Origin of the sequence: Pseudonocardia oceanicola, from assembly GCF_047200735.1 — a bacterium.
Lineage (GTDB): Bacteria > Actinomycetota > Actinomycetes > Mycobacteriales > Pseudonocardiaceae > Pseudonocardia.
Window position 1 is genome coordinate 1 of sequence record NZ_JBJZON010000023.1, and the last position, 22954, is coordinate 22954.

Sequence of the window (22954 nt, forward strand, 5' to 3'; positions counted from 1 at the left end):
TCACACCCCAGGAGCAGAATCCAGCCCAACACACCGGCCAGCACCGGTGTCGATCAAGCCCGCAGCTCAAGACGAAAGATCCGGGCTAGGCCGGTGGACCGGTGGGATCGACGGTCGTGTCCGCCGGCGCGCCGGAGGTGCCGAGGAGGTCCTGCCAGACCGGGTGGTCGACGGTGGTCGGGACCGCCTCCGCCGACGCGTCCGACGGTCCACTCCGCACGCTCCGTGTCCGGTCGGAGGGTCCACTCCGCACGCTCCGTGTCCGATCGGAGGGTCCACTCCGCACGCTCCGTGTCGGGTCGGCGGGTCCACTCCGCACGCTCCGTGTCCGGTCACCGGCGAGGACCTCGACCGCCCGTGCGGCGTCGGACGTCGGTTCGGAGGCGCGGTCCACGGTACGGGCGAGCACCGGCCAGGACTCGCCACCGAGGACCCCGTTGGGCTCCTCGGCCGCGGTGAGCCGCTGGAACTCGGTCACGGCGGCGACGGTGGCGGGGGTGTACCGGCCGTCGACGTTCGTGCGGACGCCGGCGTCGCGCAGCAGGTACTGCGCGGCCAGGACGACCTCGCCCGCGTCCCCCGCACGCAGCAGCGGCCAGCTCGCCTTGTGCACGTCCGCCTCCTCGACGCGCCGGCCGAGCACCTCGGCCACCTCGCCGCGCAGCCGCGGGAGCATGCCGTAGAGCCGGTCGCCGGGGCAGATCGTGTTCTTGAAGTCCCGGTGCCCGTACAGCTCGGTGGGCGCGATGCCGTACTGCGCGCAGATGTGGGCGCACGTGGCCCGCAGGGCGTCCCACAGCGCCCCCGGCGGGTCCTGGTCGATGTAGGTGCCCTCGTTCTCGATCCCGACCGCCACGACGTTCTGGCCCGTGCAGTGCGCGCCCTCGACCTGGCGCTGCCCGATCCGCAGCACCTCCAGCGAGCGGTGTCGGCCCTCGAGCACGAAGCCGCCGCGGCTGATCGTGAAGTGCTGCCCGGTGTCGAGCCAGCCGCGGGTGTCCATGTGGAAGTTCTGGATGGCGCGGGCGACGCGGTCCGCGGCGGCGCGGCTGTGGTCGCCGACGTTGGCCGACGCCGTGTGGTGCACGAGGATCTTCACCGGCCGCTGGTTCCAGATGGGCACGATCGCGCTGTTCGGCCGCGCACCCCAGCCGGCGCAGTCGACGATGGCCGGTGTGGCCACGCCGTTCGTCAGACCACCACCGGCCGGCCGCTCACCCGCCCACGCGAGGTCCGGCGCGGTGGCCAGCACCCCCGCCGTCACTCCACCCAGGACGAAGCCGCGCCGGGTCAGCCCGGCGCGCACCTCCGGTCCCGTCACCGACTGCCGACGACCCATCGCATCCCCCAGCCCGTCCGGATGACCCGCACGAACACACGAGCCACATCCGCCCCGACCGAACCTTGGGCCACGCACGCTCCGTACACAAGTGGTCGCCCCGAAGGTGTGACCGCCGCTCCCGCCTCGAGCGACGGTTGCCGAAGTTACCCGCCGGTAATAAGCTGGGCCGGAGTTACCCGTCGGTAGGAAGGAGCACCGCGATGGGCCACTACAAGAGCAACGTGCGCGATCTCGAGTTCAACCTGTTCGAGGTGTTCCGCGTCCAGGAGCAGCTCGGCGCGGGCGCGTTCGCGGGTGTCGACACCGACACCGCCAAGGGCATCCTGCGCGAGCTGAACACGCTGGCCACGGGCCCGCTGGCCGAGTCCTTCGCCGACGCGGACCGCAACCCGCCGGTCTTCGACCCGAAGACCCACGCCGCGACGCTGCCGCAGTCCTTCAAGGACTCCTACCGGGCCCTGTGGGACGGCGAGTGGTACCGGCTGTCCCTGCCCGTCGAGCTGGGCGGCTTCGGCGTGCCCCCGTCCGTGCAGTGGGCCGCCTCGGAGCTGATCCTCGGCGCCAACCCGGCGCTGTACATGTACATGGCCGGCCCGAGCTTCGCCTCGGTGGTGCACGCCAACGGTACCGACGTGCAGCGGCGCTGGGCCGAGATCATGATCGACAAGGGGTGGGGCGCCACCATGGTGCTCACCGAGCCCGACGCGGGGTCCGACGTGGGCGCGGGCCGCACCAGGGCCGTGCTGCAGGAGGACGGCTCCTGGCACCTCGACGGCGTGAAGCGGTTCATCACGTCCGGCGACCAGGACATGACCGAGAACATCATGCACCTGGTGCTGGCCCGGCCCGAGGCGCCCGGGCTCGACCCGAGGCCCGGCACCAAGGGCCTGTCGCTGTTCCTGGTCCCCAAGTTCCACTTCGACCCGGAGACCGGTGAGCTGGGCGAGCGCAACGGCGCCTTCGTCACGAACGTCGAGCACAAGATGGGCCTCAAGGTCTCCACGACGTGCGAGCTCACGTTCGGCCAGCACGGCGTCCCGGCGAAGGGCTGGCTGCTCGGCGAGGTGCACGACGGCATCGCGCAGATGTTCCAGGTCATCGAGTACGCCCGGATGATGGTCGGCACGAAGGCCATCGCGACCCTGTCGACCGGTTACCTCAACGCGCTCGAGTACGCCAAGGAGCGCGTCCAGGGCCCGGACCTCACCCGGCAGACCGACAAGACCGCCCCGCGGGTCACCATCACCCACCACCCGGACGTCCGCCGCTCGCTGATGACGCAGAAGGCGTACGCCGAGGGCCTGCGGGCGCTCTACCTCTACACCGCCACCTTCCAGGACCGGATCCGCCAGGGCGGCGAGGTCGAGCCGGCCGAGAAGGTCAACGACCTGCTGCTGCCGATCGTCAAGGGCGTCGGCTCGGAGCGGGCGTCGGAGCAGCTGCTGCAGTCCCTGCAGACCCTCGGCGGGTCGGGCTTCCTGCAGGACTACCCGCTCGAGCAGTACATCCGGGACTCGAAGATCGACTCGCTGTACGAGGGCACCACCGCGATCCAGTCGCTCGACCTCCTCTTCCGCAAGATCGTCAAGGACGACGGCGCCGCGCTGATGCACGTCGCCGGCGAGATCCAGGCGTTCCTCGAGAACGAGACCGGCAACGGCCGGCTCAAGGAGGAGCGGGCGCTGCTCGCGACGGCGCTGGCCGACGTCCAGGGCATGCTCGGTTCGCTGACCGGCTACCTCGTCGCCTCGCAGCAGGACGTGCAGAACCTGTACAAGGTCGGCCAGCACACGGTCCGCTTCCTGATGGCCGTCGGCGACCTGCTCGTCGGGTGGCTGCTGCTGCGCCAGGCCGACGTCGCGCTGAACGCGCTGGCCGGTGCGGTCGCGGCCCGGGACACGGCCTTCTACGAGGGGAAGATCGGCGTCGCCCGGTTCTTCGCGAAGACCGTCCTGCCGACGCTGACCGCCCAGAAGGCGATCATCGAGGCCGCCGACAACTCCCTGATGGAGCTGGACGAGGCCGCGTTCTGACCACCTGTGAGCGGCGACGGCCGCTACGCCTTCGGCGCCGCGCAGCGGTAGCGGCCGTTGCCGCTCACAGGCAACTGCTACTGGGCGATGTAGGACTCCAGCTGCTGGCGCTCCCGCTCCAGGGAGTCGATCCGGGCCTTCACCAGGTCGCCGATCGAGACGATGCCGCGCAGCTCGCCCTCGACGACGACCGGCAGGTGCCGCACGCGGCGATTGGTCATGACCTGCGCGAGGTCGCTGACGCCGTCCTCGGGCGTGCAGGTGGCGACCACCGTCGTCATGATCTCGGAGACGGCGGAGTCGAGCAGGGCGGCGCCCCGCTCGTGCAGCTCCCGGACGACGTCGCGTTCGGACACCATTCCGGCGAGCCGGCCGCCGGCCACGACCGGCAGGGCGCCGTAGTTCCCCTCGGCCAGGCGGGCGAGCAGCACCGCGACCGTGGCCTCGGGCTCGATCGTCGCGACCGTGTGCCCCTTGCTCCGCAGGACGTCCGCGATGCGCATCCGTGTCCCCGATCCTCGACGACGTGGTCGAGGAGGAGGGTACGAACCGTGACGCGCCTCACGCGAGGGCTGAACGGCCGCTCGCCCCGATCGTCCGATCCCGGATCAGCCGCAGACCACGATCGGTGACGGGTTGTACTTCACCGTGCGCGTCTTCCGGGTGACCTCGCCGGTCTGCAGGTTGCGCATGACCCGCGTGTCGGTGGCGGTGAAGCCCGGTGCCCCCTTCGAGGCGACGCACGGCTGGCCCGGCGGGAGCGTGATCGTCTGCGGCTCGGTCGGGTGGGTCCGTGGCCCGGTCTCCGAGGTGACCTCGTAGCGCTTCGTGCCGAACATCGTCACGGTGAGGCTCGACGGGGTCCAGGCGGTCTGGATGAGTACACCGGTCGGGCCGTCGTTGCGGAACTTCAGGTCGATGATGTCGTCGAACACCGTCGCCTCACGGGCCACCGGGTAGCGGCTGATGTAGAAGCTGTGCTCCTTGTGCTCCACGTCGACCATGCCCGCGAAGTACGCGGCGTTGTACAGCGTGGTCGCGACCTGCGACACGCCGCCGCCGATACCGCGGGCGGAATGGCCGTTCTCGATGATCCCGGCCTCGACGTAGCCGTTCGCCGCGTTGCGCGGGTTGGTCAGGGCGTTGAGGCTGAAGGTCTCCCCGGGCTCGACGATCGTGCCGTTGACCTGCTGCGCCGCCCGCTTGATGTTCAGCCCCGAGTCGGCCGCGAAGCCGCCGGTGGTGAAGGAGCTGATCTGGCCGGTGATGCCGAGCGACGACAGCTTCTCGGTGGTCAGCTCGGCCTTCTGGTCGGCGTACACCGCGGCGATGCTGCGCTCGTCCGACCCGGTCAGCACGGCGACGAGGTTCTCGAACGTCTCGTCGTAGTCGATCCCGCGGCCGTCCTGCGAGGGGACGACGACCGGTGTCCCGGAGGAGAAGTCCAGGCTGGCGTCCCGGGCGGGTGTCTCGGTCGCGGCGAGCTGCGGCGACGCGACCTCCTCGAGCGCGTCGTCGTTGATCTCGGGGACGAGCGTGGGGTCGGCGGCGGCGTCGGCGCGGAAGGAGAGCGCCGCCGCGATGTCTGCCGGCTGCAGGACGGCGTTCGCGCCCTCGCCCGTGATGGTCAGGGGCGCGGAGACCGCCGGGGTCGCGATCTTCTCGATGGCCTCCTGGACGTCCTCGTTCGTGGTGACGGTCGGCTGCGGGATCAACGGCAGCGCGACCGGGGCGCCCGACGCCCAGTCGCGCTCCAGCACCCCGACGGCGGCGGGCAGGTCGAGGGTCTGCCCCGGGACCGGCGGGACGGCCACCGGGGTGCTGCCCTCGAACCGGACGGTGCCCTCGACCGGGGCCTGGTCGACCACGGGCTTGAGCTGCTCCAACGCGGTGGTGACCGACCGCTCGTCGGCCTTGTTCCGCACGCCGACCTCGCGCTCGGTGAAGAACGACGCGATCCGGGTGATCGGGTTGAGCGACTGCTCGCCCGCCTCGTCGATGGTGGCCTGGTAGTCCACCTCGAGGCCGGCCGCCTTCGGGTCGATCTGGCTCTGCACCGGTCCGGCGGTGACCTGGACCGGGAGCGACGAGCGGGGCTCGATCGCGTCCTGCAGGCGCTGGCGGGCGTCGGCCTTGGAGAGCCCGCCGAGCTCCAGCCCGGCGACGGTCACGCCGCGCGGCACGTTGCCCGCGGTGACGACGAGATCGGCGACGTACAGCAGGCCGAGCAGCGCCACCACGCCGGCGACGATCAGCAGGGGCTTCTTCCGCCGGCGGCCGCCGCTGCCGGTGGCGGCCGGCTGCTCCCCGGTCGGCGGGCCGCCCCCGGTGCGGGCGGACGGGACCGCGCCACCGGCGGGCATGCGGAACTGTTCGGTCGGCGGGTCGACCGGCCCGGAGGGGGCGCCGAGCCGCTGGGTGGGCTGCTCCGGCCCCGCGTCCGTCCCCGCTCCGGCGGCGGTGCGCGGGAGGACCTGGGTGTCCTCGGTGCCCCAGTCGGTCACGGCGGGGTGGATCGCGGTGGTCCGATCGTCCGTGGCGCTGCCGGCGGCGGCGGTCGGCGGGGCCGGCATCGTTGCCGGGCCCGAGGTGCGCGCGGCGGCGGCGAGGACGCCGGCCTCGCTCGGCCGAAGCTCGCCCACCGGGGTGGGGTGGGTCCGACCGTCGACCGGTCCGGCCCCGGGAGTGGCGGCGCGCGCCTCGGAGGAGCCGAGGGCCGCGTCGGCGGCCGACGCCTGGGCGTCCGACGACGGGGTCGCCGAGCCCGGGGACGCGGGCGATGCCGAGGGCACGGTGGCTGCCGGGGAGACGGGGGATCCCGGGGGCGCGACCGGAGCGGTGCCGTTGGCGGGCGCATCGCTTGCCGCCGCACCGGCCGCCGCGCCGGTGGACCCGGCTGCCGCGGCGGCGGCCGAGGTCGTCGCGGGAACGGAGGTCGCCGGGGACGGGCTCGCGGCCGAGTTCGGAGGCGCCGCCGGACTCGCGCTCGTGGCCGGACTCGCGGTCGCCGCCGGGGTCGGGGCCGCCACCGGGGTCGCGGTCGTCGCGGAGGTGTCCGAGATGTCCGGGGTGTCCGGGGTGTCCGGCGTGTCCGGGGTGTCCGTGGCCGGGGAGGCCTCGGGGGTACGACCTGCGGCCGGGGCCTGCGACGCGGGGCCCGCACCCACCCCGGCCTGCTCGCCGGAAGGCGTACCCGGCGCCTCGGCGCCGGCCGCGGCACCGGAGGCGGGGGCCCCGTTCCCGGCGGAACCGCTGCCGGGCGCACCGTCGCGCGCGGCGGCGCGGCCGGCGTTGGTCGGGTCCGGCGGGGGAGTGCCGTGCGCGCCCGCCCCGTTCGACCCGACGGCGCCGTCCGTGCCGCCGTTCGTGCCGGCCCGGTCGTCACCCTCCACCCGCCGCCGCGGGCTGGGCCGCGGGACCGGGGAGAACAGCGCGTCGCCGCGCGGGCTGTCCGTGCGCGAGCCGCCGGCGTCCGACCGGGCACCCTCCGTCGCCGGACCGGTGCCGTTCCCCCCGCCGCCGGCCGTGCGCTGCTCGTCCACCTCGCCGGGCGAGGGCTGCCGCTCGGGCATCACGCAGTGTTCCTTCCCCACCGATGTCCGCCGCCCCGCGTGCCCCGGGACGATGTCGTGCTCGCGCCGCCGACCGGCTAGAGGTACAGGCCGGTCCCGTGCTCGGTGCGCTCCGTCGCGACCGCGTGCAGGTCCCGCTCGCGCATCACGACGTAGGACGAGCCCTGGACCTCCACCTCGTACTGGTCCTCCGGAGCGAAGAGGACCCGGTCGCCCACCTTGACACTGCGCGCGTGCTGGCCGATCCCGTAGACCTCACCCCAGACCAGGCGCTTCGCCACCTGGGCCGTGGCCGGGATGACGATCCCCGAGGAGCTCCGCCGCTCGCCGGCCGACTCCACGATCTTGATCATGACGCGGTCGTGCAGCATCTGGATCTCGAACTTCGGTTCCGGCACCGGGGTGATGCTACGGGCAGCGCGGACACCGTCACCCGGCGGTGTCGACCCCGGCGGTGTGACCCAGTAGCGCAGCGGGCTCCGGAGCCCCCGCCACGCCCACCACGAGGAAGCCCCGCGGAGCTGCCAGGTCGGGGGTCCGACAGCGCCACGGGGCTACCCCAGGATTCGTCCGGTCCCGTCGACGCGTTACGTCCGGGCGCACGGGAGGCGCGGTTCACCCGATCGGACTACCCAGGGGTCAAGTGGAGGCGAGGAGGTACCGGCCGAAGTGCGGCACGGTGAAGGCGATCTGGCCGCGCTGGGCCGAGAAGACCAGGCCCTTCTTCAGCAGGCTGTCCCGGGCGGGCGACAACGACGACGGTTTGCGCTCCAGGTGCTGCGCGATCGCCGAGGTGACGACGGGCTCGTCCGTCCCCTCCGCCAGCTCGGCCATCGCCCGCAGGTACTCCCGCTCCGCCGGCGTCGCCCGCTCGTACCGCGACCCGAAGAACCCGACGGCCAGCTCCGCCTCCGCCTCCGGCGCGGCCAGCGCGACGTCCGCGGCGCGGATCGGGCTGGTCGGCGCGGCGTCCCAGGAGGCCTTGCCGTAGGCCTGCACGAAGTAGGGGTAGCCGCCGGAGCGCTCGTAGAGCTGGTCGAGGGCGTCGGTGTCGAAGGCCGCGTCCTCGCGCTCGGCCGGCGCGATGAGGGCGAAATCGGCGTCCGTGCGGTCCAGTTTGTCGATCCGGGCGTACGTGAACAGCCGCTCCGAGTAGGACTTCGAGGCCGACAGCACGGCCGGCAGGTGGGGCAGGCCGGCACCGACCACCACGAGCGGCATCCGGGACTGCGAGAGCTCGTGACAGGCGGCGCAGAGGGCCGAGACGTCGTCCGGTCGCAGGTCCTGCATCTCGTCGATGAGGATCGCGATCCCGGTGGCGACCTCGCTCGCCAGCTCCGCGACCTCGGTGAACAGTTCCACCAGGTCGATCTCGATGTCGCCCGAGTCGGCCCGTCCGTTGCGCACCGGCACGTCGATGCCGGGCTGCCACCGGTCCCGCATGCGCGCGCCGTCGGGCGAGGCCCGCAGGGCGAAGGCCTTGAGCACGCCGAGCACCTCGTCGACGCGTTCCTGCCGCGGGTGCTGCACGGCCAGGTCCCGGATCGCCCGGTGCAGGGCGGCCGACAGCGGACGCCGCAGGTCCGCGTCGGGCCGGGCCTCGATCTTCCCCGAGCCCCAGCCGGCCCGGACGGCCATCGACCGCAGCTCGCCGAGCAGCACCGTCTTGCCGACCCCCCGCAGCCCGGTGAGCACCAGGCTGCGCTCCGGGCGGCCGCGCGCGACCCGCTCCAGCACGATCTCGAACGCGTCGACCTCGCGGTCCCGGCCCGCCAGCTCGGGGGGCCGCTGACCTGCGCCGGGAGCGAACGGGTTGCGCACCGGATCCATGCATCGCACGGTATCCGCGCGTCTCGCGCCGACCCTAGATTTCGCTATCCGCCGCGATGGCGTGTCGCCGATCGGTGCATCTGCAGCTTTCTAGCTCCGTGGCTAGACGGCCGTATACCGGGCTCGACGGGGCCGCGTCCGCGACGCAGTACCGCCCGAACGTCCCGAACCCATCGGGTCGTCTCCGGTCGTCTCGCCCTTTCCCGATACTCCGCCATACGCCCGGATGCATCCGGATCTGGGACGCTCGGGGCGTGACCGAGAGCGCAGCGGAGATCGTGACCGAGGGCAGTGGCTGGGTCGAGCACACGGCCGACCGCGCCGAGCTGTCCGTGGTGTTCGACGCACGGGGGCGCAGCCGCTCCGCCGCCGTCGAGGAGCTCGGGCGGCGGGTCGTCGCCGCCGAGAAGGCCCTCGGCCTGTCCGGGCTGACGGTGTGCGGCCGTCGGGTGTCGGTGCACACCGAGTACAAGGGGTCCAAGCCCGCCGGGTGCCGGGCGAGCGAGGCGATCCAGGTGCGCGTCGACGATCCGGGCGTGCTCGAGGAGGCGCTGTCGCTGCTGGTGGGCGCGGAGCCGGCGGCGCTGACCGGACCGTCGTGGTCCCTGGCGGACCCGGGGGCGGTGCGGGAGGAGGCGCAGCGCCGCGCGGTGGCGGACGCGCGCCGCCGGGCCGAGGGCTACGCCGCCGCGCTGGGCGGCAGCCTCGGCAGGCTGGTGCGACTCAGCGAGGCCCCGGAGCAGGGCGCGGCGCCGATGCTGGCGATGCGGGCGCGGGCCGAAGGCAGCCCGGACGTCTCCGAGCTCGGCCTGGAACCGGAACCGGTGCGGGTCACCGCGCGCTGCACCACGACCTGGACCTTGATCGGCTGGTGATCGGGACGTCTCTCGTCCGAATATGCGCTCCAACGGGTGAATCGAGGCGTCCGGGTAGCGCAGCTCCGGCTCGGGCCCGACACTCGGACGGAGTAGTCACTCGGTTCGTGACGGGAGGACATCGTGGGCTCTCGAGGGGGACGGCACCGGCTGACGCGACGCACCCGCCAGGAACTGCGGATGCGCCCCGGGCGAGGACACCGGGCCGGGCTGCGGGCGACCGCCCGCGCCATGCTCACCGCGGCCGTCGGCCTGCTGCTCACCGGCAGCGGCGCGGCGGTGATGCACAACCACGGCGGCCCGGTGACGGTCGCCTTCCTGACCTCCGACGCCGAGTAGCGCCGCAGGCCCGGGCGGACGGGCTCGAACCGGCGGCTCCCGAACCCGGACTCGTCGGCGCTCGTCCTCGCCGCTCGGGGCGTGCTCAGCGCTCGTCGACGACGGTGCCCTCGATGACCAGGGGGCCCGCCGGGCGGCGCGGCGGCTCGCGGCGGGCGTCCGGGTGCGCGTCGGCCTGCACGTCGACGACCTCGGCGTCGATCACCTGACCCTCCCCGCGGATCCGGGCGGTCCGCAGGTCGGGGTGCCGGCGCTCGGTGGAGGCGACCAGCCGGCGCCGCACCAGCGCCCGGGTGGGCGGAAGCACCAGCAGCAGGCCCAGCACGTCCGTGACCAGGCCGGGCACGAAGAGCAGCAGGCCCCCGACGGCGACGAGCATCCCGTCCGTGGTCTCCGAGGTGGCGACACGGCGGTTCCGGGCCGCCTCGGCCAGGGCCTGCGCGGCCCGCACCCCCTCCCGGCGGGCGAGCCACAGACCCAGCACGGAGCCCGCGAGCAGCACCAGCAGCGTGGGCAGGGCGCCGATCCACGAGCCCAGCGCGACCAGGGCCACGATCTCGACCACCAGGTACAGCAGCACGAACGGCATACCCGTCCAACGAACGGGACGGCGGATTTGCTCCCGTCCCACCGACCCGGATGAGCGAGCAGCGCTCTCGTCCACGACCGGGAACCGACAGCGCCGCCCGCTCCCCGGGCTACCAGAGCAGTGCGGTGGCGGGGTCCTCGAGCAGGGCGCCCACGTCGGCCAGGAACCGGGAGCCCTGCTCGCCGTCGACCAGCCGGTGGTCGAAGGAGAGCGCCAGCTGGCACACCGTCCGGACCGTGAGCTCGCCGTCCACGACCCACGGGGCCGGCCTGATGGACCCGACGGCCAGGATCGCCGCCTCCCCCGGGTTGAGGATCGGCGTCCCGGTGTCGACGCCGAAGACGCCGACGTTGGTGATCGTGATCGTGCCCCCGGCCAGGTCCGCCGGCGCCGTCCGTCCGGCACGGGCGGTCTCCGTGAGCTCCCCGAGCGCCACCGCGAGGCCGTGCAGGTCGAGCCGGTCGGCGTCGCGGATCTTCGGCACGAGCAGCCCGCGCGGGGTCGCGGCGGCGATCCCGAGCTGGACGTGGTCGTAGTAGACGATCTCCCCCGCGGGCTCGTCCCAGCTCGCGTTGACCGCCGGGGTGCGGCGCGCGGCCAGGCACACCGCCTTGGCGACGAACGCGAGCGGCGTGAGCTTGACGTCGGCGAACGCCCGCGTCGCCCGCAGCCGCTCCCGCAGCGCCATCGTCTCGGTGACGTCGACGGACAGGAACTCGGTGACGTGCGGGGCGGTGAACGCGGACTGCACCACGGCCGCCGCGGTCGCCTTGCGCACGCCGCGGATGGGCTCGCGGCGCACGCCCTCCCCGGAGGCCGGCGGGCCCGCGGCGACGGCCGCGGCCACCGGCTCGGCCTGGTCGGGGGCGGTGTGATCGGCGGCGGCGTGCCGCGGGGCGGTGCGGGTACCGGGGGTGGTCGCCGCCCCGGCGGGCCCGGCCGCCTGCGCCGAGGCCGCCGCGCGGACGTCCTCCCGCGTGATGACCCCGCCCGACCCCGACCCCGCGAGCGCCCGCAGGTCGACGCCGAGGTCCTTGGCCAGCTTGCGGACCGGCGGCTTCGCCAGCGGGACGAGCGAGCGCCGCACGTCGGGAGCGGGTCCGGACGTGCTCGCGCCGGGCTGCTCGACGGGCTCGGGGCGGTCGTCGAGCTCCGGGGCGCTGCGCGCCGCCGCGGCGGGGCCGACCTGCGCCGCCGCCTCCTCGCCGGCCACGACCGGGGCGACCCCCGGGTCGGCGACCGCGGCCGCGGCGCCGGGCATCCCCTTGCGCGGGCGGCGCCGCGCGGCACCCTGCCGCGGCCCGTAGCCGACGAGCGTGGCGATGCGGCCGTCGGCACCGGCCTCCCCGATGAGCGCGCCCTTGCCCTCCTCCGCGGCGGGCCCCGCCGCACCGGCGTCGGTCTCGATCGCGATGACCGGCTCGCCGACCTGCACCGTCGCGCCGGGCTCGGCCAGCAGTTCGCCGACCGTCCCCGCGAACGGCGAGGGCAGTTCCACCACCGCCTTGGCCGTCTCGATCTCGACCAGGACCTGGTTGACCGCGACCCGGTCGCCGGGGCCGACCTGCCAGGCCACGATCTCGGCCTCGGTCAGCCCCTCCCCGACGTCGGGCATCCGGAAGACCTCGCGCACGCTCACCACCCCAGGGCGCGGTCGACGCCGTCGAGCACGCGGTCGAGATCGGGCAGGTAGTCGTCCTCGCACTTCGAGGGCGGGTAGGGCGTGTCGAACCCGGTCACCCGCAGCACCGGCGCCTCCAGCGAGTGGAAGCACTCCTCCTGCACCCGGGCGGCGACCTCCGAGGTCACCGACGCCTCGGACGGCGCCTCCGACACCACCACGAGCCGCCCGGTGCGGCGGACCGAGGCGAACACCGGTCCGAGGTCGAGCGGCGACAGCGAGCGCAGGTCGATCACCTCCAGGTCGGTGCCCTCCGTCTCGGCGGCCGTGGCCGCCTCCAGGCACGTCTTCACCATCGGGCCGTAGCAGGCGACGGTCACGTCCGCGCCGGACCGGACGACCCGCGAGGAGAACAGCGGGGCAGGCTCGGTCCCGGACACCTCGCCCTTCTCCCAGTACCGCCGCTTGGGCTCGAAGAAGATCACCGGGTCGTCGCTGGCGATGGCCTGGCGGATCATCCAGTGGGCGTCGTCCGGGTTCGAGCAGGCGACCACCTTGAGCCCCGCGACGTGCGCGAACAGGGACTCGGGCGACTCGCTGTGGTGCTCGACGGCGCCGATCCCGCCGCCGAACGGGATCCGCACGACGACCGGCATCGGGACCTTGCCCTGCGACCGGTACCGCACCTTGGCCAGCTGGGAGACGATCTGGTCGAAGCCGGGGAAGACGAAGCCGTCGAACTGGATCTCGCAGACCGGGCGGAAGCCGCGGATCGCGAGGCCCACCGCGGTGCCGATGATCCCGCTCTCGGACAGCGGGGTGTCGAGCACCCGCTGCTCGCCGAAGTCCTTGGCGAGCCCGTCCGTGACCCGGAAGACGCCGCCGAGCTTGCCGACGTCCTCGCCCATCACCAGGACCTTCGGGTCCCGTTCCATCGCCGCGCGGAGCCCGGAGTTGAGCGCCTTGGCGAGGGTCATCGTCGTCATCGGGCCACCTCCTCCTCGAACGACGCGAGGTACTCGAGGTAGCCCGCCCTCTCCTCCTCCAGCCGCGGCGAGAGCTCGGCGTAGACCTCGGAGAAGATCCGCTCCGGCGGCGGGTCCGGCATGTCCAGGCAGAAGGCGCGGAAGCGGGCGGCGAGCTCGTCCGACTCGGCCTGCACCTCGTCGAAGAACCCCTGCTCCACGCCGTGCTCACGCACCAGGTTCACGCGCACCCGCTCGATCGGGTCCTTCAGCTTCCACAGCTCGAGCTCGTCGGCCAACCGGTAGCGCGAGGGATCGTCCGACGTCGTGTGCGCGTCCATGCGGTAGGTGAACGCCTCGATCAGCACGGGCCCGTTGCCGCTGCGGCACTCCTCCAGGGCCCAGCGGGTGACGGCGAGGCAGGCGAGGACGTCGTTGCCGTCGACCCGGACGCCCGGGAAGCCGTAGCCGCGGGCCCGCTGGAACAGCGGCACCCGGGTCTGGCGCTCGAGCGGCACCGAGATCGCCCACTGGTTGTTCTGGCAGTAGAAGACGACGGGGGCGTCGTAGGCGGCGGCCCACACGAACCCCTCGTGGACGTCGCCCTGGCTGGTCGCGCCGTCGCCGAAGAAGCACATCGTGGCCTCGTTGCCCGACCCGGCGTCGGGCCCCTCGCCGACGGGGTTCCCGACGCGGCCCTCGAACTTCTGCCCCATGGCGTAGCCGGTGGCGTTGAGGCACTGGTTGCCGATCACGATGGTGTACAGGTGGAACCGGGCCGCGATCGGGTCCCACGAGCCCTGGTCGGTGCCGCGGAAGATGCCCAGCAGGTCCGTCGGGTCGATCCCGCGGCACCACGCCACGCCGTGCTCGCGGTAGCTGGGGAAGATCATGTCGCGCGGCGTGGCGGCGCGGCCCGCGCCGATCTGCGCGGCCTCCTGGCCGAGCAGCGGCACCCAGATGCCCAGCTGCCCCTGGCGCTGCAGGGCGTTGCCCTCGCGGTCGATGCGCCGGACCAGGACCATGTCCCGGTAGTAGCCCTCGAGCTCCGCGCGCCCGACGTCGGCGGCCCAGGAGCCGAAGCGCTCGTCGGAGACCCGCTGGCCCTCCGGGGTGAGCAGCTGGACGAGCTCGGGGCCGCCCTCGTCGGTGCCCTTCAGCCCGGACAGGACGTGCTCGCGGGTCGGTGCGGATCGGGGATCGGTCGGGACCCAGCTCTGTGGACGGGACACGCGTTCCTCCTCGTGCTCCACGACACGCGGGGCCGTGCTGTTCACACCGTCCCGCGGGCCGGCGGACGGCCGGCGGCGGACCACTCGGGTGTGTGGCCCGCCCCACGCCGGACGTCCTCGCTGAGCCGATACTGGCACGGCTCGCGCCGGCGGGGGGACCGCGAGAACCCACGAGATCGGCTCCGGTGGCGTGGCGTGCGGCCACGGCTTCGTTCGGCGTCCGATCCTCGGGCCCCGGAGGAGCGGACCCGCCCGAGTGCACCCGCGGGGGGCGGTGCGGGCGGCCGGGAACGACGGCGGCCCGGCCACCCCGAGGGATGACCGGGCCGCGCCGGCTCGCCGGCCGTCAGGCGCCGCGGTAGGGCGCGGTGGGCGGGTCGCTCCGACCCTGCTGGCCGTGAGCCTGCTGGCCGTGGGCCTGCTGCCCGGATGCCTGCTGACCCGGGCCCTGGTGCCCGGCGGGCTGGCCGGGGTGGCCGTAGCCCTGCCGCCGGTCCTGGATCCCCGCCACGCCCTTGGCCTTCTGCGCGACGCCCTGGATCTGCCCGGAGTACTTGCCCTTCGTCTGCTTGTCGACGAACTGGGCGGCCTGGTCGACGAACCTCCCGGCCTGGTCCGGGTTCTTCCGCGCGTAGCGGCGCGCCGCCTCGGCGGCACCCGCCAGCGCGCCCAGCTTCCTGATCAAGCCCGCCATGCGGCTCCTCCCGTCCTGTCCGGTGTGTCCCACACCGTCCGTCTCGCGTCGTCAACGCCCGGTGATCCGTCCGGGTTCCCGGGCCGCTCCCGGCCTGTTCCCCCGATGTGTGGCCGCCAACCATGTGTCCGTCGGGTAACGGACGATCGTCATGGGATGTCCTGCGGGCGGCCAGGTGGCAGCATCCCGACGATCGCGCCACCCCCGCGCGGACCGGAAGCAGGAGGTGCCGGCGTGTCCGCCCGAACTCGAACCATCCCGGCCGCCCTGGCCGCCGCGGCGCTGGCCGCCGTGCTCGCCGCGTGCGGCTCCGGCGGTGACGGCTCCGGCGGGGGCGCCGGTGGAGGCGCCGGGGCGACCTCCGCCGCGGCGATCCCGGCCCCCGCGAAGGACGACGCGCTCGCGGCCAAGGTCCCGTCGTCGGTCTCCGCCGACGGCACGCTCGTCTACGGCACGGACGCCTCCTACCCGCCGAACGAGTTCACCGACACCGACGGCACCACCGTCATCGGCATGGACGTGGACCTCGGCACGGCGATCGCGCAGAAGCTCGGTCTGCAGGCCGAGTTCCGGAACAGCCAGTTCTCCGGGATCATCCCCGGGATCGACGGCGCGCGGTACGAGGCGGGCATGTCGTCCTTCTCGATCACACCGGAGCGCACGGCCACGGTCGACATGATCAGCTACTTCACCGCCGGCACCAGCCTGGCCGTCAAGGCGGGCAACCCGGACGGACTGGGTCCGGACGACCTCTGCGGCAAGGCGATCGGTGTGCAGGCCGGCACGACGCAGGCGGAGGAGGTCGTCACCCGCAACCAGGAGTGCACCTCGCAGGGCCGGCCGCCGATCCAGGTCACCGAGCTGCAGCAGCAGACGGACGTCACGCTCGCGCTGACGTCGTCGCGCATCGTGGGCATGCTCGCCGACTCCCCGGTCGCCGCCTACGCCGTGACCACCACCAACGGCGCGGTCGAGGTCGTCGGCGAGCCGTACGACACCGCGCCCTACGGCGTCGTGATCAAGAAGGGCCAGGACGACTTCGCCCAGGCCGTCCAGGGCGCGATCCAGTCCCTCATGGACGACGGCACCTACCAGGCGATCCTCGACAAGTGGAACGTCGGGAACGGGGCGATCCCGACCTCGCAGATCAACGCCTGAGGAATGCCCGAGCGACCCGAACCCGTGAACGCCGTCCCGGTCCGGCACCCGGGACGGTGGGTCGCCGTCGCCGTCCTGGCGGTGCTGGCCGCGATGCTGGTCCACACCGTCGTGACCAACAACGGCTTCGGCTGGCCGGTCGTCGGCGAGTACGTGTTCTCGCCGCCGGTGCTCAACGGGCTCACGAACACGCTGGTGCTCACGGTGCTGTCCATGGCGATCGGCATCGTCGGCGGCATCCTGCTGGCCGTGATGCGGCTGTCGCCGAACTGGATCCTCAGCTCGGTGGCGGCGCTCTACATCTGGGTGTTCCGCGGCACCCCGCTGATCGCCCAGCTGCTGTTCTGGAACTTCCTGTCGGCGTTGTACCCGCGGCTGTCGCTCGGGATCCCGTTCGGGCCGGAGTTCGTCTCCTTCGACACCAACCAGCTGATCAACCAGTTCGCGGCCTGTCTGTTGGGCCTCGGGCTGAACGAGGCCGCCTACATGGCGGAGATCGTGCGCGGCGGCATCGCCTCGGTGGAGCACGGGCAGACCGAGGCCGCCGGCGCGCTGGGCAGGTCCCGGGCCCAGACGCTGCGCCGCATCGTGCTGCCCCAGGCGATGCGGGTGATCATCCCGCCCACCGGCAACGAGACGATCTCCATGCTCAAGACCTCGTCGCTCGTCGTGGTCATCGGCTACTTCGAGCTCCTCACCTCCGTGCAACGGATCTACTCGGTCAACTTCCAGACGATCCCGCTGCTCATCGTGGCGGCGCTCTGGTACCTGGCGCTGACCTCGATCCTGTCCGTGGGTCAGGGCTTCGTCGAACGGCGCTACGGGCGCGGGCTGCAGACCGGGCCGCCGGGCCCGTCGCTGCTGGGCTTCCTGCGCCGCCGGCCGTCGGGGGAGGTCGCCGCATGACCCCCATGGTCGAGGCCCTCGGCATCCACAAGCGGTTCGGGGCGACCCACGTGCTGCGCGGGGTCGACCTCGTCGTGCAGCCCGGCGAGGTGGCGTGCGTGATCGGGCCGTCGGGCTCGGGCAAGTCCACCCTGCTGCGCTGCGTCAACCACCTGGAGCGCATCGACTCCGGGCGGCTGCGGGTCGACGGGCACCTCGTCGGTTACCGGGAGCGCAACGGCCGGCTCCACGAGATGCGCGAGTCCGAGGTCGCGCTCCAGCGGCGCGACATCGGCATGGTGTTCCAGCGGTTCAACCTCTTCCCGCACAAGACCGCGATCGAGAACGTCATGGAGGCGCCGGTCGTCGTGCGCCGCCAGGACAAGGCGGCCGCGCGGACGCGGGCCGTCGAGCTGCTCGACCGGGTGGGCCTGGCGGACCGGCGCGACAGCTACCCCGCCCAGCTCTCCGGCGGGCAGCAGCAGCGCGTCGCCATCGCGCGGGCGCTGGCCATGTCGCCGCGGCTCATGCTGTTCGACGAGCCGACCTCGGCGCTGGACCCCGAACTCGTCGGCGAGGTGCTCGACGTCATGCGCGGGCTCGCCCAGGAGGGCATGACGATGGTCGTGGTCACCCACGAGATGGGGTTCGCCCGCGAGGTCGGCGACTCGCTGGTGTTCATGGACGAGGGCCTCGTCGTGGAGCAGGGGGCGCCGCGGGACGTGCTCACGAGCCCGCGGCACGAGCGGACGCAGGCCTTCCTGTCGAAGGTGCTGTGAGAAGGGTCGATTCCTCCGGGGCCGCCGGCGGTGGCAGCCACGGGGTCTCCGACGGACGTCCGGGTCGGTCCCCTCGTCCGCGCCAGGCGTCGCGAAAGCGGGCGAAGAACCCGAACCGGGCGCTCACCTCGCGGGATGACACGATCGTGGGGTGCGCACCCGAGGACTGACCCGGCTCGTCGCGGCCGTACTGGCGGCCGGGGCGGTCCTCGTGGGCGGCGTCGGCTGTGCGAGCGGCCCCCCGCCCCCCGTCGGCCACGTGCAGCAGCCCCTGCCGGAGGTGACGGCCGACCCCGCACTCGTGGCGATGCTGCCGCCCGAGCTGGTCGGCGGGACGTTGCGGGTCGCGGTTCCCGGGGTGGCCCGGCCGGCGACCGGGCCCGAGGAGGAGCTCGGCTCCGCGCTGGCCGCCCGGCTCGGTCTCCGGGCGCTGACCGACGGGGTCTCGGCGACGGCGCTCCCGCGGGCGCTCGTGGGGGCGCGGCACGACGTCGGGATCCTCCCGGTCCCGGTCCACGTGGCCCCGCTGGGCGGCAGCGTGCTGCCCTGGTTGGCGGCCCGCACCGCGATCGTCACCCCGGTCGGCAACCCCGACCGCGTGGAGTCGACCACGCTCTGCGGGCATCGCATCGGCGTCGTCGCCGGGTCGGCGCAGCACGCCGCCGTGGTCGAGGAGAACCTCCACTGCGCCGACAACCGGCGGCCGGAGATCGAGATCGTGCCCGTCGGCGGCGCGGAGGACGCCACCCGCCGGCTGCTCGCCGACCAGCTCGGCGCCTTCGTGGCCGACGCTCCGGCCGCCGGGCACGCCGTCGTCCTCGGGCAGGGGAAGCTGGCCGTGCCGAGCCCCCCGTACGGCGAGGGGACCGCCGGGATGATCGTCGAGAACCGGGCCGTCCCGGCGGTCCGCGCGGCCCTGCGGTCGCTGATCGCCGACGGCACCTACGCCGCCGTCCTCGACCGCTGGTGGCTGGGGGACCTCGCGATCGACGGCTCGGCCCTCCGGTCCTGACGGTCCCGGCGGGCGTCGTGACGCAGACGTGACCGACTCGTGCTTGCTCTCGTTGCCGTCCCTGCCCTCGCCGAGGCACGGCGTCGTCATTTCTGACGAACGCCCTCCACCGCCGTTGCACGCGAGCCGTGAGCGTCGATCAACGGTTCGTGATCCGTTGTCGCGTCGCTCTCCCCGTCCTCGCCGCCGCCCTGCTCGCCGTCGCGGGATGCGGCTCGTCGTCCACCACCCCGGTGTCCTTCGCCGCCGCACCGACGACGAGGCTCCCGGCGAGCACGACCACGAGCGCACCGCCGACGACCACCACGCCGCCGACGACCACGACCGCACCCCGGACGACCACCGTCGAGCCCGTGGCGCTCCCGACCGCGAGGCGCACCACCGCCACCCACCCGCCGGCTCCGCGGACGACCGTCGGGCGCGCCGCCGCCCCGACGACCCGGGCGACGGTCCGGACCACCACCCCGGCCGCTCGCGCCGCCTCGGGCTGCGACCCGAACTACTCCGGCTGCGTGCCCGTCGACTCCGACGTGGACTGCGCGGGCGGCAGCGGCGACGGACCCTCGTACGTCCGTGGGCCGGTCCGGGTGACCGGGAGCGACGTCTACGGGCTCGACTCCGACGACGACGGCGTCGCCTGCGAGTGAGGCCGGTCAGCGGGGCCGGCGGCCCATCAGGAAGAACTCCGGGTTGGGTCGCAGGGCGGTCAGGTGCGCCATGCGGTTCGAGAGCGCGAAGAGGGCGGTGATGGCACCGACGTCCCAGATCTCGTCGTCCGTGAGTCCGGCGGCCCGGGCGTCGTCGAGTTCGGCCTCGGTGAGCGCGGCGGAGTCCGTGGCGATGAGCAGGGCGAGGTCCACGATGGCCCGCTCGCGCCGGCTCAGCTCGACGGCGTAGGGGTTGGTGGCGACGGCGTCCGCGATCTCGGGGTCCTTCGCCCGGATCCGCAGGATCGCCCCGTGCGCCACGACGCAGTACGTGCAGTGGTTGGCACCCGATGTCGCCACCACGACCAGCTCGCGTTCCGCCTTGCTCAGCCCGTCGTCGGAGTCCATGAGCGCGTCGTGGTAGTCGAGGAAGGCGCGCAGCTCACGAGGTCGCCTCGCCAGGGCCCGGAAGACGTTGGGCACGAACCCCGACTTCTCGGCGATCGCGCCGATCCGTTCCCGCAGGTCCTCGGGCATGTCCTCCAGCTCGACGTGCCCGAAGCGGCTGATCGCGTGATCTCCCATGGCCGCGACCGTACCCGGCCGTGGCTCCACGACGCCCGCCCGCGCGCTCCCGCCCCGCAGCTGTAGCGGCGCGCCGAAGGTGAGTGCGCGGGGCTCGCCGGGCCGCGAGGAGGTCACCGGCGGAGAACATCGCCGGAGTGCACCTTCCCCGCCGGCCGCGCGAACGTCATCATCTGCGGGCATGGGGGTGCCCGAGGAGATCCGTACCCGGCTGTCCGACTGGTGCGCGGACGTCCTGTCCGCCGAGGAGCGTGCGCACCGCCGGATCGCCTACACCACGGTGGGCGACCACGTCACGATCCTCGACCGCCGCCCGCCCACGTTCCCCGAGCTGGGCGCGGTGTGGTCCTCCACCCCGCTGGCCCAGCTGCGCCACGAGCGCGAGACCGGGCGCTGGGTGCTCTACATCCCCACCACCTCGGGCGAGCGGTGGGAGCGCCAGGAACCCTCGGCCGACGACCCCTTCGTCCTGCTCGACCGCATCCGCTCGGCGCTGCGCGCGGCGGGCTGAGGGACCGGGGACCGCGGACGGTGGGCCCCCGCCCCTCCGCGCCGGCCGCGCGAGCGCGGGGTGGTCAGGCCCCCGCCTGCTCCCGCCTCGGCGCCTGGGGGCGACGGGCCGTGGGCAGCCGGACCACCCGACCACCGGGGTCCGGGGGGCGGGGCGGGGCGACGACGGGGGCCGCGGCCCGGTGCAGCGCCCCCAGCACGGTCGCCCCGGCGTCGGCGGGACCCGCCCCGGTCCCCGCGACCGCGAGGAGCCGGGGGGCCGCGGCGGCCACCAGCAGCCGCTCGACGGAGAGCTCCGCGGCGTCGAGGACCACCACGGCGTCGAGCACGTCGTCGGCCGGCAGCCGGGACAGCAGCGCCTCCAGCGGCACGCTCCACACGAAACCGTGCCCCTCGGCGTACGCCCCCGCCGCCTCCGGGTCCTCGGCACGCAGCCGGGCCAGCAGCTCGTCGCAGCGGGCCCGGTCTTCGGCGGCCCGTCGCGCCGGCTCGAGGGCGGCGAGGGCGGCCTCGTAGGCCTCGGCGTCCCGCGCCCGCAGGGCGTCGACGGCGGCGCGGTGCCCGGGGGCGCACTCCGCCGCGTCGGCTCCGGCCAGCTCGTCCGCGATCGCGTCGAGCCGGACGGCCGCCCCGGGCGCGGTGCCGTGCTCGGCCACGTCGAGGATCCCGGCGGCGACCCGTTCGGCGGCGGCGAGGTCCGGCACGGCGATCGGCGAGGTGGGGTGCAGGAACAGCACGTCGTGGCGCAGCTGCCGGACCGCCCGCGCCGCCTCGTCGAGCAGGTCGAGCCCGGCGACGAGCGCGCGCAGGTCACCGACCGAGTCCGGGGTCGGGACGCCCAGCGTGCGGCAGTCCGAGTCGACGGCGGTGAGCCGGGTGGCGAGCTCGAGGTGCAGGACGGCCGCCTGCACCGACCGGGCGTCGGCCGGGACCTGGCCGCCCACCCGGATCCGGTCGAGGACCGGCTGCACCTCGCGCTGCACCCCGGTGCGGAAGCGCCGCCGGGTGCGTCCGCCGGAGTCGAGGTACTCGCGGTAGTCGGCGAGCAGCTCCGAGGCGTGCGGGGGCAGCGGGGCCGCGAGGGTGACGAGCGGCAGCTCGCGGGACCGGTCGGCGATCCCGAGGGCGGCCGCCGCGGCCGCGCGCACCGCGTCGAACACGGGCCGGTGCCGGGAGTGCACGAGGTCGGCGAGCAGCGGCCGGGCCCAGGCACCCCCGTGCAGGTCCGCGTGCGCGTCGAGGGCCTCGAGCGCGGTGCGCACCGCGCCCGCGACCCGGGTGACCGCGGTGAGGCGCGGCTCGTCGAGCGTGGTGAGCACGTCGCGGAGCAGATCCGGCCCGCCGGTGGGCGTCCGGCCGGATCCGGCCGAGCGGGCGCACAGCGCCCGGATCTCGTCGACGGGCGGGAACGCGGGCGGCGGCGGGATCTCCCGCGCGGCGGGTTCCCGCCGGCCGGGGCCGGTGGTGGCGAGGAGCAGCCGGAGCTCGCGCTGCTCGGGCCCGGTGAGGGCGGGCAACCGGTCCACCGTGGGTGCCACGGAGTCGAGCCGCGCCAGGTCCGCCGCGGTGACGGCGACGCGCAGCCCCGCCCGGGCGAGGTTCGCGACGGCGGCGGCGATCTCCTCGGGCCGGTGCCCCTCGAGGACCAGGAAGGACTCGCTCTGCACGGCCGTGAGGACATCCGTGAGCGGGGCGCGCTGCTCGTCGGGCGCGGAGCGCTGGCGAGGGATCAGCGAGACGGGGGACCCCGGGGCGACCGCAGCGGTGGGCGCACCGCCGTCCGGCCGGTCGTCGGCCTCCGCGAGGGCCTCCGCGAGCCGGCGCAGGCCGGCGGGCGCGGCGCCGGCCGTCGTCCGGAGGCGGATCTGTTCGGCCGCGGCGAGGGTGGCGGCGTCGGCCGGGGGCGGGGCCGCAGCGGCCCCGACCGTTCCGGAACCCGGCTCGTCGGCCGCCCGCTCGGCCAGCCGCTCCACGAGGTCGCCCAGCCCGCCGGCCTCGCGCGCGCGGCCCGGATCGGCGCCGTCGGCACCCTCCTCCACGCGCTCCTCCTCCGGCTGGCCGTTCCGCCCGGTGCCCGTCGTGGGCAGGTGCCGGACGACGCGTCCGCTCCCCGCCATCGCTCACCTCCCGTCACCACCGCCGTACCCGATGGTCACCGGGGGTATCGCTCTGGCGGCCACGATGTTCCACCCCGGTGCGGCGTCCTGCAACACGTACGGGACCATCCGGTCACTCCGTGCACTCGTTCGGCCGCACGACCGCGTATGAGGGCGCCCGAACGGCCGT

21 protein-coding genes are annotated in these 22954 nt (G+C 74.3%); 9 read left to right on the top strand and 12 right to left on the bottom strand.

The annotated features are described in order from the left end of the window. Positions 1-85: 85 nt before the first annotated feature. Positions 86-1339 carry a peptidoglycan recognition protein family protein gene (locus ACL02T_RS26300; protein WP_412833458.1) on the bottom strand — a complete coding sequence of 418 codons (1254 nt, stop codon included), beginning with the start codon at positions 1337-1339 and terminating at the stop codon, positions 86-88. Between the two features lie 203 nt (positions 1340-1542). Here ACL02T_RS26300 and ACL02T_RS26305 point away from each other — a divergent pair, with 203 nt between their 5' ends. Beyond that, positions 1543-3375, top strand: coding sequence for an acyl-CoA dehydrogenase (locus tag ACL02T_RS26305; RefSeq protein WP_412833459.1), 1833 nt, complete (start codon positions 1543-1545; stop codon positions 3373-3375). A 77-nt stretch (positions 3376-3452) separates the two neighbouring features. Here the strand turns inward: ACL02T_RS26305 and ACL02T_RS26310 are convergent, their stop codons facing one another. From ACL02T_RS26310 to ACL02T_RS26325, 4 genes are all read right to left on the bottom strand, one after another. Beyond that, entirely contained in the window at positions 3453-3878 is a 426-nt protein-coding gene (locus ACL02T_RS26310; RefSeq protein WP_412833460.1) for a CBS domain-containing protein, read from the bottom strand. Between the two features lie 105 nt (positions 3879-3983). Continuing rightward, positions 3984-6947, bottom strand: a complete 2964-nt coding sequence (locus ACL02T_RS26315) for a VanW family protein (RefSeq protein WP_412833461.1) — start codon at positions 6945-6947, stop codon at positions 3984-3986. Between the two features lie 77 nt (positions 6948-7024). Next, on the bottom strand, positions 7025-7318 hold the full coding sequence (locus ACL02T_RS26320) for a GroES family chaperonin (protein ID WP_412833554.1): 294 nt from the start codon (positions 7316-7318) through the stop codon (positions 7025-7027). Between the two features lie 268 nt (positions 7319-7586). Further along, a complete protein-coding gene (locus ACL02T_RS26325; protein WP_412833462.1) occupies positions 7587-8777 on the bottom strand; it encodes a DUF8462 domain-containing protein in 1191 nt (396 codons plus the stop codon). Positions 8778-9031: 254 nt separating this feature from the next. Between ACL02T_RS26325 and ACL02T_RS26330 the strand changes: the two genes are divergently transcribed. Together ACL02T_RS26330 and ACL02T_RS26335 are read left to right on the top strand one after the other, a co-directional pair. Then, a complete protein-coding gene (locus tag ACL02T_RS26330; RefSeq protein WP_412833463.1) occupies positions 9032-9652 on the top strand; it encodes an SIMPL domain-containing protein in 621 nt (206 codons plus the stop codon). Positions 9653-9832: 180 nt separating this feature from the next. After that, the gene (locus ACL02T_RS26335; protein ID WP_412833464.1) at positions 9833-9991 is read left to right on the top strand and encodes a hypothetical protein; all 159 of its coding nucleotides are present in this window, start codon (positions 9833-9835) and stop codon (positions 9989-9991) included. Between the two features lie 85 nt (positions 9992-10076). On the opposite strand, the gene ACL02T_RS26340 is transcribed toward ACL02T_RS26335, so the two are convergent. The 5 genes from ACL02T_RS26340 to ACL02T_RS26360 all read right to left on the bottom strand — a co-directional run bounded on the left by ACL02T_RS26340 (position 10077) and on the right by ACL02T_RS26360 (position 15092). Next, positions 10077-10580: an FxsA family protein gene (locus ACL02T_RS26340; RefSeq protein WP_412833465.1), complete on the bottom strand. Its 504-nt coding sequence runs from the start codon at positions 10578-10580 to the stop codon at positions 10077-10079. A gap of 109 nt (positions 10581-10689) precedes the next feature. Continuing rightward, positions 10690-12195, bottom strand: a complete 1506-nt coding sequence (locus ACL02T_RS26345; protein ID WP_412833555.1) for a dihydrolipoamide acetyltransferase family protein — start codon at positions 12193-12195, stop codon at positions 10690-10692. A 20-nt stretch (positions 12196-12215) separates the two neighbouring features. Further along, the gene (locus ACL02T_RS26350; protein ID WP_412833466.1) at positions 12216-13187 is read right to left on the bottom strand and encodes an alpha-ketoacid dehydrogenase subunit beta; all 972 of its coding nucleotides are present in this window, start codon (positions 13185-13187) and stop codon (positions 12216-12218) included. Beyond that, complete coding sequence (locus ACL02T_RS26355; protein WP_412833467.1) at positions 13184-14398, bottom strand: thiamine pyrophosphate-dependent dehydrogenase E1 component subunit alpha; 1215 nt, start codon at positions 14396-14398, stop codon at positions 13184-13186. The genes ACL02T_RS26350 and ACL02T_RS26355 overlap by 4 nt, the downstream gene beginning before the upstream one ends. A gap of 346 nt (positions 14399-14744) precedes the next feature. Next, on the bottom strand, positions 14745-15092 hold the full coding sequence (locus tag ACL02T_RS26360) for an antitoxin (protein ID WP_412833468.1): 348 nt from the start codon (positions 15090-15092) through the stop codon (positions 14745-14747). 234 nt (positions 15093-15326) lie between these two features. On the opposite strand from ACL02T_RS26360, the gene ACL02T_RS26365 reads away from it, so the two are divergent. From ACL02T_RS26365 to ACL02T_RS26385, 5 genes are all read left to right on the top strand, one after another. Then, positions 15327-16250, top strand: a complete 924-nt coding sequence (locus tag ACL02T_RS26365) for an ABC transporter substrate-binding protein (protein ID WP_412833469.1) — start codon at positions 15327-15329, stop codon at positions 16248-16250. Positions 16251-16253: 3 nt separating this feature from the next. Continuing rightward, positions 16254-17156 carry an amino acid ABC transporter permease gene (locus ACL02T_RS26370; RefSeq protein ID WP_412833470.1) on the top strand — a complete coding sequence of 301 codons (903 nt, stop codon included), beginning with the start codon at positions 16254-16256 and terminating at the stop codon, positions 17154-17156. Continuing rightward, positions 17153-17914 (top strand): amino acid ABC transporter ATP-binding protein, encoded by a 762-nt coding sequence (locus ACL02T_RS26375; RefSeq protein WP_412833471.1) that lies wholly within the window; start codon positions 17153-17155, stop codon positions 17912-17914. The genes ACL02T_RS26370 and ACL02T_RS26375 overlap by 4 nt, the downstream gene beginning before the upstream one ends. 151 nt (positions 17915-18065) lie before the next feature. After that, positions 18066-18926 (top strand): type 2 periplasmic-binding domain-containing protein, encoded by an 861-nt coding sequence (locus ACL02T_RS26380; protein ID WP_412833472.1) that lies wholly within the window; start codon positions 18066-18068, stop codon positions 18924-18926. A gap of 149 nt (positions 18927-19075) precedes the next feature. Next, positions 19076-19573, top strand: coding sequence for a hypothetical protein (locus ACL02T_RS26385; RefSeq protein WP_412833473.1), 498 nt, complete (start codon positions 19076-19078; stop codon positions 19571-19573). 6 nt (positions 19574-19579) lie between these two features. Here the strand turns inward: ACL02T_RS26385 and ACL02T_RS26390 are convergent, their stop codons facing one another. Continuing rightward, on the bottom strand, positions 19580-20158 hold the full coding sequence (locus tag ACL02T_RS26390) for a peroxidase-related enzyme (protein WP_412833474.1): 579 nt from the start codon (positions 20156-20158) through the stop codon (positions 19580-19582). Between the two features lie 181 nt (positions 20159-20339). Here ACL02T_RS26390 and ACL02T_RS26395 point away from each other — a divergent pair, with 181 nt between their 5' ends. Beyond that, positions 20340-20669: a DUF3024 domain-containing protein gene (locus ACL02T_RS26395; protein WP_412833475.1), complete on the top strand. Its 330-nt coding sequence runs from the start codon at positions 20340-20342 to the stop codon at positions 20667-20669. A 64-nt stretch (positions 20670-20733) separates the two neighbouring features. On the opposite strand, the gene ACL02T_RS26400 is transcribed toward ACL02T_RS26395, so the two are convergent. Beyond that, positions 20734-22785: a hypothetical protein gene (locus tag ACL02T_RS26400; RefSeq protein WP_412833476.1), complete on the bottom strand. Its 2052-nt coding sequence runs from the start codon at positions 22783-22785 to the stop codon at positions 20734-20736. Positions 22786-22954 lie beyond the last annotated feature (169 nt).